Source organism: Microbacterium sp. 69-10, from assembly GCF_001897945.1.
In the GTDB taxonomy this organism is placed as follows: Bacteria; Actinomycetota; Actinomycetes; order Actinomycetales; family Microbacteriaceae; genus Microbacterium.
In genome coordinates this window covers 1-15,150 of sequence record NZ_MKRT01000020.1, presented here as the reverse complement: position 1 = coordinate 15,150, position 15,150 = coordinate 1, and the positions used below count along the sequence as shown (strand labels likewise).

The 15,150-nt window shown below is 67.8% G+C and carries 13 protein-coding genes; 5 read left to right on the top strand and 8 right to left on the bottom strand.

What is annotated here, in order from left to right:
- Position 1: 1 nt before the first annotated feature.
- Together BGN97_RS08290 and BGN97_RS08285 are read right to left on the bottom strand one after the other, a co-directional pair.
- Positions 2-943, bottom strand: a complete 942-nt coding sequence (locus tag BGN97_RS08290) for an ABC transporter permease (protein WP_292699957.1) — start codon at positions 941-943, stop codon at positions 2-4.
- Between the two features lie 55 nt (positions 944-998).
- Positions 999-2,522, bottom strand: a complete 1,524-nt coding sequence (locus BGN97_RS08285; protein ID WP_292699956.1) for an ABC transporter substrate-binding protein — start codon at positions 2,520-2,522, stop codon at positions 999-1,001.
- 122 nt (positions 2,523-2,644) lie between these two features.
- Here BGN97_RS08285 and BGN97_RS08280 point away from each other — a divergent pair, with 122 nt between their 5' ends.
- The 3 genes from BGN97_RS08280 to BGN97_RS08270 are packed head-to-tail and all read left to right on the top strand — an operon-like array spanning position 2,645 to position 6,602.
- Positions 2,645-3,277, top strand: a complete 633-nt coding sequence (locus BGN97_RS08280) for a TetR/AcrR family transcriptional regulator (RefSeq protein ID WP_292699955.1) — start codon at positions 2,645-2,647, stop codon at positions 3,275-3,277.
- The gene (locus BGN97_RS08275) at positions 3,274-5,481 is read left to right on the top strand and encodes a glycoside hydrolase family 3 C-terminal domain-containing protein (RefSeq protein ID WP_292699954.1); all 2,208 of its coding nucleotides are present in this window, start codon (positions 3,274-3,276) and stop codon (positions 5,479-5,481) included. Before BGN97_RS08280 ends, BGN97_RS08275 begins: the two co-directional genes overlap by 4 nt.
- On the top strand, positions 5,478-6,602 hold the full coding sequence (locus BGN97_RS08270) for an SGNH/GDSL hydrolase family protein (protein ID WP_292699953.1): 1,125 nt from the start codon (positions 5,478-5,480) through the stop codon (positions 6,600-6,602). The genes BGN97_RS08275 and BGN97_RS08270 overlap by 4 nt, the downstream gene beginning before the upstream one ends.
- A gap of 24 nt (positions 6,603-6,626) precedes the next feature.
- Here the strand turns inward: BGN97_RS08270 and BGN97_RS08265 are convergent, their stop codons facing one another.
- The 4 genes from BGN97_RS08265 to BGN97_RS08250 form a co-directional block, all read right to left on the bottom strand.
- Positions 6,627-6,968 carry a hypothetical protein gene (locus BGN97_RS08265; RefSeq protein WP_292699952.1) on the bottom strand — a complete coding sequence of 114 codons (342 nt, stop codon included), beginning with the start codon at positions 6,966-6,968 and terminating at the stop codon, positions 6,627-6,629.
- Positions 6,969-7,161: 193 nt separating this feature from the next.
- Entirely contained in the window at positions 7,162-8,379 is a 1,218-nt protein-coding gene (locus BGN97_RS08260) for an IS110 family transposase (RefSeq protein ID WP_292700032.1), read from the bottom strand.
- 383 nt (positions 8,380-8,762) lie between these two features.
- Entirely contained in the window at positions 8,763-9,989 is a 1,227-nt protein-coding gene (locus BGN97_RS08255) for an amidohydrolase family protein (RefSeq protein WP_292699951.1), read from the bottom strand.
- Positions 9,986-11,428 carry an MFS transporter gene (locus tag BGN97_RS08250; RefSeq protein WP_292699950.1) on the bottom strand — a complete coding sequence of 481 codons (1,443 nt, stop codon included), beginning with the start codon at positions 11,426-11,428 and terminating at the stop codon, positions 9,986-9,988. Before BGN97_RS08250 ends, BGN97_RS08255 begins: the two co-directional genes overlap by 4 nt.
- A gap of 72 nt (positions 11,429-11,500) precedes the next feature.
- Here BGN97_RS08250 and BGN97_RS08245 point away from each other — a divergent pair, with 72 nt between their 5' ends.
- Complete coding sequence (locus BGN97_RS08245; protein ID WP_292699949.1) at positions 11,501-11,827, top strand: antibiotic biosynthesis monooxygenase; 327 nt, start codon at positions 11,501-11,503, stop codon at positions 11,825-11,827.
- Entirely contained in the window at positions 11,824-12,705 is an 882-nt protein-coding gene (locus tag BGN97_RS08240; RefSeq protein ID WP_292699948.1) for a MurR/RpiR family transcriptional regulator, read from the top strand. Before BGN97_RS08245 ends, BGN97_RS08240 begins: the two co-directional genes overlap by 4 nt.
- A gap of 307 nt (positions 12,706-13,012) precedes the next feature.
- On the opposite strand, the gene BGN97_RS08235 is transcribed toward BGN97_RS08240, so the two are convergent.
- Positions 13,013-13,717, bottom strand: coding sequence for an IS3 family transposase (locus BGN97_RS08235; RefSeq protein ID WP_292699947.1), 705 nt, complete (start codon positions 13,715-13,717; stop codon positions 13,013-13,015).
- A gap of 116 nt (positions 13,718-13,833) precedes the next feature.
- Positions 13,834-14,919, bottom strand: coding sequence for an IS110 family transposase (locus BGN97_RS08230; RefSeq protein ID WP_292699942.1), 1,086 nt, complete (start codon positions 14,917-14,919; stop codon positions 13,834-13,836).
- Between the last annotated feature and the right edge of the window lie 231 nt (positions 14,920-15,150).

Below are 15,150 nucleotides of genomic sequence, written 5' to 3'. Positions count from 1 at the left end.
GTCACGAGGTCCTCGCTTTGGGCAGTAGCCAGCCGATGCCGAGATCGACCAGGAGGTTGACGATGACGACGCCGATCGCGGAGAGCATCACGAGGCCCATGATGATCGGGATGTCTCCTTGAGTCGTGTACTGGATCGCCATGGATCCGATGCCGGGCAGACCGAAGATCTGCTCGACGATGACCGCTCCGCCGAGCAGGCCGACGAACTGCATTCCGAGGACGGTGAGTGCGGGCGCCGACGCGTTGCGCAGCACGTGGCGGAAGAGGATGTTGCGGTGCGGCAGGCCGCGTGTGGCGAGCGTGCGGATGTAGTCGGAGCGGGCGACTTCGATGACCGAGGAGCGCACCTGTTGTGCGATCCCGGCGACCGCCGCGATCGAGAGTGAGATCGCGGGCAGGGTGATCGTCGAGAGCCATCCGCTGAACGACTGTGTGATCGGGATGTAGCCGATCGCGGGGAACCAGCGCAGCTGCACCGCGAAGACGATCACGATGACGATCGTCACGAGAAAGCCCGGCAGGGCGTACCCGGCGACGCTGAAGATCTGTACGAAGCGGTCGACGGCTCCTCGCCGGATACCCGCCCAGACGCCGAGGAGGTAGCCGACGACGGCCGTGACCAGCGTCACCCCGACCATGAGGCTGAGGGTGACCGGGAGACGTCCGGCGATCGCGGTCGTGACGTACTCACTGGAGAACCAGGAGCGACCGAGGTCTCCCCTCAGCGCGCGGGTGAGCCAATCTCCGTACTGCACAAGGATCGGACGATCCACTCCGAGCGCCGCGTTCTTGGCGTCGATCGCCGCTTGCGAGGCGTTGAGCCCCAGGAGCTGCCTGCCCACATCCTGCCCCGAGAGGGACAGCAGGAGGAAGGTGACCAGGGAGGTGACGAACAGCAGCACGATGCTGGCGCCGATTCGTCGCGCGAGGAAGATGACCATGAGCGGTACCCCTGTTTCGTTGGGAGCCGGTTCGGACCGGCTCCCACCGTCCCTGTCAGTGCGACAGGGAGTAGTTGTAGATGGACGTCTCGGCCTGGCCCGCCTGGGTGACCGCGGTGATGCCGGGAACCGTGACGAGCTTGTATGTCATCCGGTAGAAGGGCAGGAACCAGGCATCCTTCACGATGTGCTCGTTGAGCTGCTGATAGATCTTCTTGGCCTCGTCGCCCGACGCCGTGCGTGCGGAGGCCGCGAGCTTCTGCACCGTCTCGTCGGTCGTTCCGAAGAAGTTGAACGTGCCGGGGGCGATGAGGCCCTTGTAGACGATCCAGTCATCCGACGACTGCCCCATGTTCATGACCATGCCGGAGAACTCGCGCTGGACGAAGATCTGCTTGAGCGCTGTCGCCGCATCGACGTCCTGCCACGTGAGCGTGACGCCCACGGCGGCGAGATCGGTCTGCAAGGCGGTGGCGATGTTGTCGGTGACGATGGTCGTCAGACGCGGGAGGACGAGCTCGAAGCCATCGGCGTAGCCGGCGTCGGCGAGGAGCTCCTTCGCCTTGGCGGGGTCGTAGGCGTAGTAGTCGTCGAGCGACTTCTCGTACCCCTGCGTGTCGACGCCCCAGACCTGGCTGGTGATCTCGCCGCGACCGTCACGGATGACCTTGAGCATGGTCTCGCGGTCGACGGCGTAGTTCAGCGCCTGGCGCACCTCGGGCTTCGCGAGCGCGGGCGTGAGCGCGCCGCCCCGGTCGAACAGCAGCACACCCTGGAAATCGAACAGGACGTCCTGCGCCTTCAGCTTCGGGTCGTTCTCTGCGGCGAGCTGCTGATCCGCGGTCTGCAGGAGCGCACTGTCGAGCTGGCCCGTCTTCAGGCCGTTGACCATCGCGTTCTCATTGTCGAACGCGGAGATCGTGATCGTGGAGAAGTCGAGCTTGGAGCCCCAGTAGGTGGCGCGACGGTCGAACACCCAGCTCGTGCCGATGGCCGTCTTGCCGCTGTCGAGCGTGTAGGGGCCGGTGCCGTCCGGAGTGGTGACCAGGGCATCGTCGGTGCTGAACTTCGCTGGGTTGGCCATCAGTCCGGCGGAGTCGGACAGGTAGAACTCGAGCCCAGGGTCGGCCTGCGGGAGCGTCACGGTGACATGGGTCGGGTCGACAACGGCGATCTCCGCGCCGGCCAGGAACGACGCGTTGGGCCCGCCGCCGTCGCGGAAGCGGTCCATGTTCGCCTTGACCGCTGCGGCATCCAGCTTCGTGCCGTCATCGAAGGTGACGTCGTCACGGAGGGTGAGCGTGAGCACCGTGCGGTTGTCGTTGTAGGACCATTCGGTCGCCAGGGACGGCTCGTACGTGCCGTCGGGGGCGCGGCGGATGAGCGTGTCGTAGACCGCCTGGAAGTACGGCATCGTTCCACCGATCGCGTCGATGGGGTCGAGGCTCGTCGGCTTGGACATCGTGCCGATCTTGAGCGTGTCGTCGTGCGCAGCCGGTTGGTCGCCTCCGGCGCATCCCGTCAGCACGAGCAGCGCGGCTACCCCTGCGGCGATGCCGCCGATCAATCGCTTGTTCATTACAGACTCCGTTGTTTGCTGTGGTGATGGACCGAAGATGATGCTCGGCCCGAACGCGATGGACAGTATCATAATTTTCTACCACATGGTAAGTTTGATGAGTCAATGATGAAAGGGTCCCGATGACGACGCCCGTCCCCCGCAAGCTCTCCAAAGGCGAGCGCACGAAGACTCGCATCCTGGAGGCCGCGCTGGAGGTGTTCAGCGAGCAGGGCTTCTCGCAGACCTCGGTCCGCGACATCGCGACCCGCGCCGACATCACCCACGTCGGCTTGATGCACCACTTCCCCAGCAAGGACGACATGCTCGTTCGCATCCTGGAGTTCCGCGAGAAGCAGGACGAGGAGGATGCCGCCCGGTTCGCCGACCTCGGCATCGACCGCCTGTTCGCATGGATCGTCGACATCGTCGACAAGAACATCGCCCACCCCGACCGCATCCGCCTCTTCGTGACTCTTTCGGCCGAGGCGAGCAGTGACGAGCACCCCGCACGGGCCTATTTCGTGCGGCGCTACACACGCGTGATCGGTGCGCTCGAGGCATCCTTCGCCGCGCACTTCGCGGTGGCCCCTCCGAGGTTCGAGATCACCCCCCGTGAGGCCGCCGAGAGCATCGTCGCCCTCATGGACGGACTGCAGGTCCAGTGGCTGCTGTTCGACGGCGAGATCGACATGGCTGCCCGCGTTCGCACGCATCTCGCCGGACTCGGCGTCTCCCTTCCCGCTCTCCCTACCGGAACCAAGGAGCCCGCATGACTGACATCCCCGCCCTGAGCATCGAGCAGAAGGCGACTCTCGTCGCCGGCGCGACGACGTGGTCGACGCACGAGGTCGAAGGCATCCTCCCCGCACTCAATCTCAGCGACGGTCCGCACGGATTGCGTCGCCAGGGACCCGACGGCGACAATCTGGGCGTCGGCACGAGCCTTCCGGCCGTGTGCTTCCCTCCGTCCGTCGCGCTCGGCGCGACCTGGAATCCTGCGCTGGCCGAGCAGGTGGGTCAGGCGCTCGGACGTGAAGCACGCGCCCTGGATGTCCAGGTGCTCCTCGGACCGGGGCTGAACATCAAGCGGTCACCGCTGGGTGGTCGGAACTTCGAGTACTTCTCGGAGGACCCGCGCGTCAGCGGCACCCTCGCCGCGGCGATGGTGCGCGGCATCCAGAGCATGCAGGTGGCCGCGACCCCGAAGCACTTCGCCGTGAACAACCAGGAGACCGACCGGATGCGCGTGAGCGCCACGGTCAGCGAGCGCGCGCTGCGCGAGATCTACCTGGCCGCGTTCGAACAGGTCGTCCGCGAGGCCGCGCCCTGGGCGATGATGTCCGCCTACAACCGGGTCAATGGAACGTTCGCGAGCGAGAGCCACCGCCTGCTCACAGAGATCCTCCGCGACGAGTGGGGATTCGACGGTCTGGTCATGTCGGACTGGGGCGCCGTGGACGACACGGCCGCCTCGGTGGCTGCCGGACTCGACCTGGAGATGCCGCCGAGCGGTCGCGCGCAGCGCATCGTCGACGCTGTCGACCACGGCGAGATCGACGAGTCGGTGCTCGATGTCGCGATCGAGCGCCTGCGCCGACTGGCGGCACGGACGACCGGAACGGAGCCGATCGAACGCGATGTCGACGGCGCTCAGGAGGTCGCGCTGCAGGTCGCCCGCGAAGCGGCCACGCTGCTCGAGAACGACGGCACGCTGCCCCTCGACCCGAACGCGCACACGCGCGTGCTGGTGGTGGGAGAGTTCGCGCGCACACCCCGCTTCCAGGGCGGCGGTTCGTCCCGCGTGGTCCCCACGCGCGTCATCACCGCTCTGGATGCCCTCCGCGACCTCGCCGCGGACGAAGTCTCGTTCGCCCCGGGGTTCTCCCTCACGGGCGAATCGTCCGCCGATCTCGCCGACGACGCGGTGGCACAGGCACACGACGCCGAGGTGGTGATCGCGTTCCTCGGACTCAGCGACCGCGCCGAGTCCGAGGGGTTCGACCGCAGCGACATCTCGCTGCCTGCCGACCAGCTCGCGCTCCTGCGACGCCTCGTCCAGACCGGCACGCCTGTCGTGGTCGTGCTCTCGAACGGCGGGGTGCTCGAGGTGTCGTCCTGGCGTGAGGGTGTGGCCGCCATGGTCGAGGGATGGCTTCTCGGCCAGGAGGGCGGTCGCGCCCTCGCCGAAGTCATCTACGGCATCGTCAACCCCAGCGGCCGGCTGACCGAGACGATCCCGCACCGCATCCAGGACTCTCCGAGCCACGACACGTTCCCCGGTGCAGACGGCGAGGTCCTCTATGGCGAGGACGTGTTCGTGGGCTACCGCGGGTACGACACGCGCGGCACCGAGGTCGCCTACCCGTTCGGGTACGGACTGTCGTACACGAGCTTCACGTACGAGTCGATCGAAGTGGTGCCGCACTCGGACGGCGGGTGGGGCGTGCGCATCGCCCTGCGCAACACCGGCGACCGCGCGGGCTCCGAAGTCGTCCAGCTGTACGTGGGCGCCGAGTCATCCGCTCCGGCCCGACCCGTGCGTGAACTGCGCGGCTTCACGAAGGTGCACCTCGAGCCCGGAGAAGGCACGCATGTGCACCTCGTCCTCGCCGAACGCGACCTCGCGTACTGGAATACGCGCGCACGGCGATGGCAGGTCGATCCGGGCCTCTACCGGGTGGAGGTCGGCTCGCACTCGCGCGACATCCGACTGACCGAGACGGTGCACAGCGAGGGAGACGGCATCGTCGACCCGCTGCGGATGGACTCGACGCTGGCGGAGTGGGCCGCGCATCCCGCCGGTGCGGAGTTCGTCGCACGCATGCGCGAGGGCATCCCGGCCGAGATAGCCGAACGCGCGCCGGAGCTGGTCGCGATGGTGCAGTCGACCCCCGTCATCAAGCTCACGACGTGGGGGCTCGGCCTTACGGAGCAGATGGTGCGCGACGTCGTCGCAGCGTCGGGAGGTGACGCATGATCGCGGGAGAGGCGTGGGAGTCGATCATCCACGGCGCCGCCGAACTCGAGCCGGGCACTGCGGGCGCGGTCGTTCCCCACCGGCTGCCGGCCTGGGCGCGCGCGCAGGTCGACGACGCGATGCTCTCCTACGTCGAGGCATGCCCGGGAGGTGTCGCCCTGCGCTTCGACACGGATGCCACTGAGGCGACGCTCACTATCGGCGCGACGACCGTTGCTGCCGAGGGTGCCGACATGCCCACGATCGCGCCCCTGATCGTCTCGCGGTCGGGAGAGGAGAGCAGCGTTCCCGGACCTGTGCCGACCGTCATCGTCCTCAGCCCGCAGAACGAACCGATCGGTGTCCTGCCGCATGCGCCGCAGGAGATCACGCTGCCGTTGCCGGGGTCCGGACTCGTCGAGGTGCTGCTGCCGCACAATGCCCGGATCGAACTGGTGTCGCTCACGGCGTCCGCGCCGCTGCGCCCCGCATCCGCAGCCGGACTGCGCTGGACCCACTACGGCAGTTCGATCAGCCAGGGACTGAATGCGGTGTCTGCTGCCCGGACGTGGCCGGTCGCCGCCGCTCGTAAGCTCGGGTGGAACCTGCGCAATCTCTCCTTCGCGGGCAACGCGCAGTTCGATGGGTTCGCCGCGCGCATGATCCGCGATGTTCCGGCCGACATCATCACGCTCAAGGTCGGCGTCAACCTGCTCAACTCCGACTCGATGCGCGAGCGCGCGTTCCGGCCCGCCGCGCACGCGTTCCTCGACACGATCCGTGAGGGCCAGCCCCACACGCCGATCGTGCTCATCACCGCACTCGCGTGCCCCATCCACGAAGAGACGCCGGGCCCGGTCGTGATGGATGCGGACGGTATCGCGCGGACCGCGACCCGCACGGTCGAGCAGGATGCCGGGGCGCTCACGCTGCGCCGCACCCGCGAAATCTTGGCCGAGGTCGTCGCCGCGCGGCCAGACCCGAATCTGACGCTGGTCGACGGGCAGGAACTCTTCGGCGCAGCCGACGCAGGGCTGCTGTACGACCGACTGCACCCCGATCAGGAGGGGCTCGATCTCATCGCCGAGAGATTCGTCGAACGCATCGCGCCCCTGGCCGGGGAGGCCGCGGGCGCGGCCTGACGCACCCTGCCAGGTTCCGAGGGATCATATGGCCGACCTTCGGCGCAGCAGCACGGCGCCGCACACCACCGCACCGGAGGAGGGCGCTGTGCTCACGGGCAACAGCAGGCGCGCCCTCATGGGCGTTTGGTCGCCACCGCTGATCCCGTACGCATCGAGTAGCTCGGCGCGGGGGTGCTCCAGCTGGTCGGTACGGCGGCGAAGCAACTGGAAGATCGCCTCCGGGCTCGACGCGAGACGCGGCTGAAGAACCGTGGGCGCGACGCCGACCGTGTTCTTCCGCATACCCTCCAGCAGGTCGGCGAGGTCCGTCCCGTTACGGACGTATTCGGTGGTGAGCGAGCGGCGCGGCATCCGATCGAGCACGGCTGCGCGCTGCCATGGGTGATGGAACCGCGCGGCAGGGGTGCGTCCAGCGGTGCCGACCGCCAGTTTCGAGCCGAACGTCCGCTATGAGGTGGCCGACCTGGTCAGCCACATCCGCCTGGTCGCGGCCGGGCGGGTCGTGAGCCTGTTTCCCGATCTCGCGTGGCCCCGGGGGGTGCCCCTATGTCGTTTGTCAAGCGGCGAGGCTGGCTGCTGAGTCGTGTCGTTGGTAGAGGGTGCCGTCGCGGAGCATGGCGAAGAGGACGTCGGCTCGGCGTCGGGCGAGGGCGATGAGAGCTTGATTGTGGCGCTTGCCTTCGGCGATCTTGCGGTCGTAGTAGGCGCGTGATTCGGGATCGCGGAGGGCGGCGAAGGCGGAGAGGAACAGGGTCCGTTTCAGGATCTTGTTGCCGCTTCGGGAGGGGTGCTCGCCGCGGATCGAGCTCCCGGATCGTCTGGTGACGGGTGCGATGCCGGCGTAGGCGGCGAGGTGGCCGGCGGTGGGGAAGGTCTTGGTGGTGACTTCGGTGAGGAGCCTCGCGGCGGTCCTGACGCCGACTCCGGGCATGCTCGTCAGGACCGGGGAAAGAGGGTGCGCGTCGACGATCCTCTCGACCTCAGCCGCGATCTCATCACGTTGCCGGCGCAACGCGGTCAGTTGCTCTGCCAGGCGTGGCAGGGCCAGGGCTGCAGCGTCCGTGCCGGTGACGACGACGGTCTGCTCGTCGAGGGCCTGGATGATCAGGGTGGCCCAGACGCGGCCTTTGCGAGGCGCGTTCTTCAGCAGCCGAGTCCCGAGCCGCCTTTCGCCGGCGGCCCGCATCAACGCGGGCGACGGGTAACGCTGCAGCAGGTCCAAGATCGCCGGATGGGCCAGCCTGGGCCCGATCACGCGCTCGAGGGCGGGGTGGATCTGGGTGAGCAGGCCCCTGATCCGGTTGGAGACCGCGGTGATCTGCCCGGCGAGGTCATCATCGAAACCGCAGAGCATCGACAGCTCAGCGACCTGCTCGTCGGCGGCCTGGATCGAACGGAGCGTGTGCGGCATCGTCCGGGCGGTCTCGGCGATGATCGCCGCGTCCCGCGCGTCAGTCTTCGCCTCACCCGGGTGCAGGTCCGCGATGCGGCGCATCGCCAGACCCGGCAGGTAACCGACCAGCGCGCCGCTCGCTTGCGCGACCGCGACCGGCAGTGCACCGATCGTCGCGGGCTGATCAACGACGAGCAGGATCAGCCCATGCGTGCTCAGCTGCTCGAGCACGCCCCGCAACCGCGCCTCGTCGTTCGGTAACGCGTGATCGAACAGGCGCTTTCCTGCCCGATCGAGAGCGACGGCGTGGTGCTCGCCTTTGCCGACGTCGAGGCCGATGAACACGTCGACCTCGTCGTATCTGTCGATGCTGCTGACCATCATTGGTCCTCCGCTTCCGGTGCATGACGGCGTCCACCGGCGGTGAGTCTCGGCATCCACGTTACGAACGGCCTCAAGCACCAGAGCACTCGGGTCCAGCCCCTATCAGCGATCACACACCGCCAACCAGGCCCGGTGACAACACCCCCCCAGATCATCAAGGACAGGGGGCAGAGAGTCATGCCGGACCCGGCAGGCCGTCACCCCTCAGGATCCCTCCATCCGGGCTACGAAGAAAGTAACGGGGGGCAGGTTACGGAGCGGCACGTCGATCTTCCCGAACGGCCGCGCCGTGAACTGCTCACTTACGCCCGCGTCGCCGCGGCCCGGCGCGCGCCGGTCGGGCGCTGCGCGCCGGCACCGGCCGCGGCGTGGGCCGAGATCTACGGGGCGGCGACCACACCCCGCTGAATGACGTGACGCAGGCTCTGCTCGGGACGGGCGAGCAGAGTGATGTCCTCCAGCGGGTCGCCGTCCACGATCAGCAGATCGGCGATGGCTCCGGGGGCCAGCGTTCCCAGCTGCCCGGCGTAGCCCAGCAGATCAGCACCGGCGACCGTCGCCTCCCGCAGGATGTCGGCGGTGGGGGCCACCTGCGCCCGCAGGGCGAACTCGTGGGGCTGTGCCACACCCATCTCGGCGAGCAGGTCGGTGCCGAAGGCGACTTTGACACCTGCCTGGTGGGCCAGGGCGTAGGCGGCCAGGCCCCGATCGCGCACGTCCGAGACCTTCGCGATCGACTCGGCGGGCAGGCCCGAGGCCGCGCCCTGGCTGGCCAGCAGCTCATAGGTGATCAGGGTGGGCACGAGCCACGCATCCTTCTCCTTCATGAGCTGGGCGGTCGGCTCGTCGAGCAGGTTCCCGTGCTCGATGCAGGTCACCCCGGCGCGCAGCGCCTGCCCCATCGAGCGGGGGTGGTACGCGTGCACCGTGACATAGGTGTTGGCATTCTCGGCCTCGACCACCGCCGCGCGCAGCTCCTCCTCGGTGTACTGCACCGCGGAGATGTGGTCGTGCGGTGAGGCGACGCCTCCGGAGGCGGCGATCTTGATGAACGACGCGCCCTGACGCAGCTCCTCGCGCACCGCGGCGCGCATCGCGTCGACGCCGTCGACGATCACCGCGATCCCCGAGACGGCGTCGCACGCGCAGCGGTGGGTCTCGTCGAGCGAACGCAGGTCGCCGTGGCCGCCGGTCTGGGAGATCATGTGCCCGGCGTGGACCACCCGCGGGCCCGAAGCCAGGCCCTCGGCCAGTGCCCGCACGAGGCCCCGGTCCGCTCCGCCCACGTCGCGCACGGTCGTGAAGCCGCGGTGCAGCATTCGCTTCGCCTCGGCGAACGTGCGGGCGGCGGCATAGGCCTGCGTCCACGAAGACACGTCGCCCATGTTCAGAGAGGTCACCGCCAGGTGCACGTGGGCGTCGATGAGGCCCGGGATGACGCTGGCTCCGGCGGCATCGATGACCTGGACATCGTCGCCGACGGCGGGTGCGGGTCCGCTGCCACGTTCGACGATCTTGCCGTCGGCGGTGCGCAGCCATCCCTCCGTCCGCTCGCCGTCCTCCGGATCGATCAGCGTCGCCGAGGTGATGAGGACTCCGGTGCTCATACAGCTGTCCCTTCCGTCTGTGCCAGAGATTCGATGTTCTCAAGGCTGAGGCCGTTGGTGCGTTCCCCGAAGATGACCGTGATCGTCACCGCGAACAGCAGCAGGGCGGTCAACCCCAGGAACACGGTCGCGAAACCGGCGGCCGCGAACACGTAGCCGATGGTGATCGGTGCGAGGATGGCGCCCACGCGCCCGGCGGCGGAGGCGAACCCGACCCCGGTGGTGCGGATGGCCGTCGGGTACAGTTCCGCGGTGTATCCGTAGTAGGCGGCGGCGGAACCGTTGATGAAGGCGGCCAGCAGGGCGGACGCGATCAGCAGCACCACGACGTCCTCGGCCATCGCCACGCCGATGGCCGACAACGCGGCTGCGGCGGCGAAGGAGGCGATCACCCACTTCTTCTCGAACTTGTTCACCAGCCATGCCGCCAACAGGTAGCCGGGAATCTGTGCGCCGCTCGCCGTGAAGGCGAACAGGAAGCTGTTGCTGACCGTGAAGCCCTTGGCGATGATGAGCATGTTCACCATCCAGCTGGCGAATCCGTAGTTGACGCCGGTGAGAGAGAACCACAGCAGCCAGATGACCAGGGTGCGTCTGCGCAGACCGGGTGCGAAGACCGCGCGCAGCTGCGCTCCCAGGCTGAGCCTGCTCGCCGCGACCGGCGAGGCATCCGGCAGTGCCTGCGCCTCCGCCTGGGCGGTCGCCTGCGCGGCGGCCTGAGCCGAATCGACACCCGCCGAGCGCTCGAAGCGCTCGACGATCTGCTCCGCCTCGGTCATGCGGCCCTGCGAGATGAGGAAGCGCGGCGACTCGGGCAGCGAGCGGCGCATGATCAGCAGCAGGACGATGGGCACCACGGCGATGACGCCGGCGATGCGCCAGCCCCACCAGGTGTGCGCGTTCGGGCCGATCACCAGGAGTGCGACGATGCCGGCGAGCACCCCGCCGTATCCGAAGAAGGCGACCGTCCGTCCGAGGAAACTGGCCCGGTAGCGGGCGGGCACGAGCTCGGACAGGTACGGCACGACCAGGACGCTCTCGGCGCCCAACCCGATGCCGCTCAGCATGCGCCAGATGAACAGCTCCGTGGGGGACTGGGAGGTGGCCATCAGCACGCTGAAGACGGTGAAGATGAGCAGCGCCGCCATCATGAGGCGTCTCCGGCCGAATCGGTCGGCGAGCACTCCCGAGGCGAGGGAGCCGATGAGGTAGCCGAAGAAGATCGCCGACAGCAGCCAGCCGGCGGTGGATTCCTCGATCGCCCACAGGGCGATCACCGCCGCCATCGCGTACCCCATGAGGGTGCCGTCGAAGGTGTCGAAGAGATAGCCGAGACCGCCGAGGCGGCGGACGCGGCGGTGCTCCTTGGTGAGGGGGAGCTGGTCGAGGCGAGTGAGAAGCGCTGCGGCTTGTGTGTTCGATGGGGGAGAGGTGGGCACGGGCCGTCCTTCCGATCGGATCGAAGTGGACTGAATCTAGATGCAAACACAAAGCTACGCAATGATTGTTGCATGCACATTTCGATTCTGCGACTACACGCGAAACCGGGAACCGCCTCCGACATCATCGATTACTACCGCCACCACGGCATCCTGGACGCCGCCGACTGCCTGTGGTCCCACCTGGCCGTCGAGGACACCGACCCGGACACCCTCATCGTCGTGACCGGCTGGAGCGACCTCGCGCAGATGCAGCGCTGGTACAGCGATCCGCGTCGCCAGGAATGGGCGATCGGGCTGGCGGCCTTCATCGCCTCGATGGAGGATGTGAGCTCGTCCGGCTATGGCGTACGGCTGTCCTCGGCGGGTGGGCTGCGCAATAGTACGCTGGAAGGGTGAGCGCGCAGACGGACGAGAGCTCCGCCCCCAGCGTCGCGCAATGGGTCGCCGACATCCGGGGCAGGTCCGCTCACGGCCGGCTCGGCAAGAGCGCCTCGCGCATGCTCGCCACCATCGTCCGCGAACCCCACTTCGCCAGTTACGCGACTACCGGGGAGCTGGCGACACGGGCGAACATCAACCCCTCCTCGGTCACGCGGGTCTCCCAGGCGCTCGGTTATGAGGGCTGGCCCGATCTGCGCGGGTCCCTACGCGAGGTGTACGTGCGTTCGGTCAGTGCGGACGGCGTCGAAGCCCGGCCGTCCTCAGCATCCGGATCCGTCGTCGAACAGCTCATCCAGCACGACATCGAGAACGTCTCCGGCCTGCAGAACCCGAAGACCCGCGCGGCCATCGAAGCGGTCGGCGCGCGCGTGGCGCGCTCGCGTCGGATCCTGGTGGTGGGCAGCGGCCTCGGATCGGTGCCGGCGGATGTCTTTGGGCATCTGGGCCTCATCGCAGGACTCGACGTCCGGGTCGCACTGGGCGCCGCCACCTCACAGATCGCGGCCGTGCAGCTCCTGGGCGCGGGCGATTGCCTGGTCGCGGTGAACGTCTGGCGCACCACCCGCACGCTGCGCCAGCTCGTCGCACTCGCCCGATCCCGCGCGGTGGCGGTGTGTCTGCTGACCGACATCGAGGGCTCTCGGCTCGAAGCGCACGCAGATGAGGTGGTGGTCGCCTCCACCGCCTCGGCGGGACCGGCGCCCTCGCTCGTCGCGCTCACCAGCGTCGCTCACGCCGTGCTTCTGTCCGCCGCGGGGGGTGACGCACTCGCCCACGCGCACGGCGTCGAACAGGCCTGGGATGCGGCAGGGCTGATCGACGACGACGAGTGACCGCGCGCGATCGGCTGTCGACGCGGGGCGAGTCTTCCCCGGGGAGCGCGACGGCGAGCAGGAGCACCGCGATCCCGGCCGCCGGAAATAGCAGCGACCCAAGCGCAGCCCTGCGGCGTGGCAATCATCCAGACCACTGGCGGCGACAGCAGGATCCTGAGCCGCAGCAGCGACAACGACACCCCACGCACCGCCGAGTTGGGCCAGACAAAACGACACCCCTCGGCCAGTCAAGAATGACAGGGCCATACCCCTCCACCACGTCGCTGGACGTGATGGGTGAACCGACCCCGGTTTCCTGCCGCTCCTATGCGGGTGCCAGCACCGGGTGGGCTGGCGTTTCGAGGCCAGCGTAGTACGCGGCTTCGAGCTCGTCGGGCGGGACATCGCCGATGGTCGAGTGCAGGCGTCTCGCGTTGTACCAATCGACCCAATCGGTGGTGACCCATTCGACGTCGTCGATCGTGCGTAGTGGCCCTGTCCGGAAGGGTGAGCCATCGCGGATCGCTTCGTTCTCGAACAGCCCGATCGTGGACTCGGCGAGGGCGTTGTCGTACGCGTCCCCGATGGATCCGATCGACGCAGCGATGCCCTCGAGGGCAAGTGTTTCAGCGAACGACACATAGACGAACCCGGCCCACGTCCTCACATACGTGAAGTCCGCGACCCAACGCCGGTTCGGAGCTGGCGCGGTGAAGTCCCGATCCAGGAGGTCAGGTGCCCTCGCGGCGTTGCGATCAGGGGTCGTGGTCCGCACGCCCTTGCCGCGCACGAGGCCATTGATCCCGAGCTGACGCATCAGCCGATCCACTTGTCGTTTCGACACAGCGAGGTCTTGTCGGCGCAGCAGCGCGGTCATCTTCCTCCGCCCATACATCGACTCCGGTGTTGCCTCGCCCTTCTCGTTGATCCGCACGGCTCGGATCGTGTCGATGACGACCGCGTCCGCGAGGTCGCGATCACTGGGCTGCGCGTGTTTCCACGCTCGATATGTCCGCTCGGCGACCGGCACGCCCTGCTCCCGCAGGACCTTGCAGATCGACCCGACCGAGCGGTGCTTGACGCGTTGCTCCTCGATGAACGCGAGGATCAGCGGCGTCGGGGGTCGAGTTCCCCGATGCTCCTATGTCAAGCTGCGGTGGCGAGAATGCTCTTTGGGGTCGTGTTCAGGGTGATCAGGGTTCGTTGCTCGGTCTCGGCTCGCGCGGCTTCGTCCTGGCGGAGGGCGGCGAAAACGCGGTCGGAGATCCGCCGTCGCAGCAGCCGGAGTGCCTCGACTCGTGTCTTGCCGGCGCTGACCTGCTTTGCGAAGTAGATAGCGCCTTCGCCGCCGAGTCGCTGCTGGGTCACCGCAGCCATATGGAGGGATGTGTTGATGCGTCGGTTGCCTCCTCGCGAGAGTCGGACCTTCACGTTGTTGCCGGACCAGACGGGGATGGGTGCGGTGCCGTTGAACCGCGCGAAGGCGTCCTTACTGGTGAAGCGGTTGACACCGGCGGTCTCGCCGATGATCGCTGCCGCGCCGAGAGCGCCCATTCCCGGGACGGCGAGGAGCATCGGATACTCGACTTTCACGATCGCTGTCAGCTGTCGTTCGATGGCGGTGATCCGCTGAGTGAGAGCGACGATATCGGCGAGCAGGTCACGAGCGATCTCGGCGACTGCCCCGTCGACTCCGGCGATCGCACGGGTGATCTGCTCGAACACGGCGGGACGTCGAATCCCGCGGGACGGAACCTCGAAGTCGGGCACCAGCTCGTGCAAGAACCAGCGCAGTTTCGCCTGCAATCCAGTGCGGTGCTCGACGAGCCTCTTGCGGTGATCGGAGAAGAGCTTCAAGTCGCGATCCGGTCCGGCGAGATGAGCCGTGGGGAGGTGGTCTTCCCGCAGGGCGACACGAGCGACGGCCTCAGCATCGATCGGGTCGGACTTGCCCGGTTCACGGGATGACCTCCGCATCCCGGCCATCAACCGGGTATGCACCCGCAGGACCTGATGACCGGCGAGCAGAAGGCTCGCCTCCAGGGCGCGGGTGAGGTGACGGCAGTCCTCGACCGCAACCTTCACCATCCCGAACCCGTCGAGCCACTCGAGCATGCGGGTGTGACCCGCCTTCCGGGCCGGGACCGTGAGCGCGGCGACGCGCTTACCTACTTCGTCGATCGCGACGAGTGTGTAGCTGTCCTTGTGCGCGTCGATACCAACCGTGATCATGCCGACTCCTTCGTCGTTCCACCAATGACGGCCCGACGCCCAGCGGCCGATGGGCACGCCTCAATCGAGCACGACGACAGTCGCGCAGGCTCCCTATCAGGCCACATCATTCCACCGAGCGTCGGCGTCGACGGGGCGGCACATCGCGGAGTAGCCACCATCCAAGATGGAGCAGCGAAGAAAAGAGCCAACCCCGCCGACCGAGTAGTGCCCCTTAGTGTGGTGTAGTTC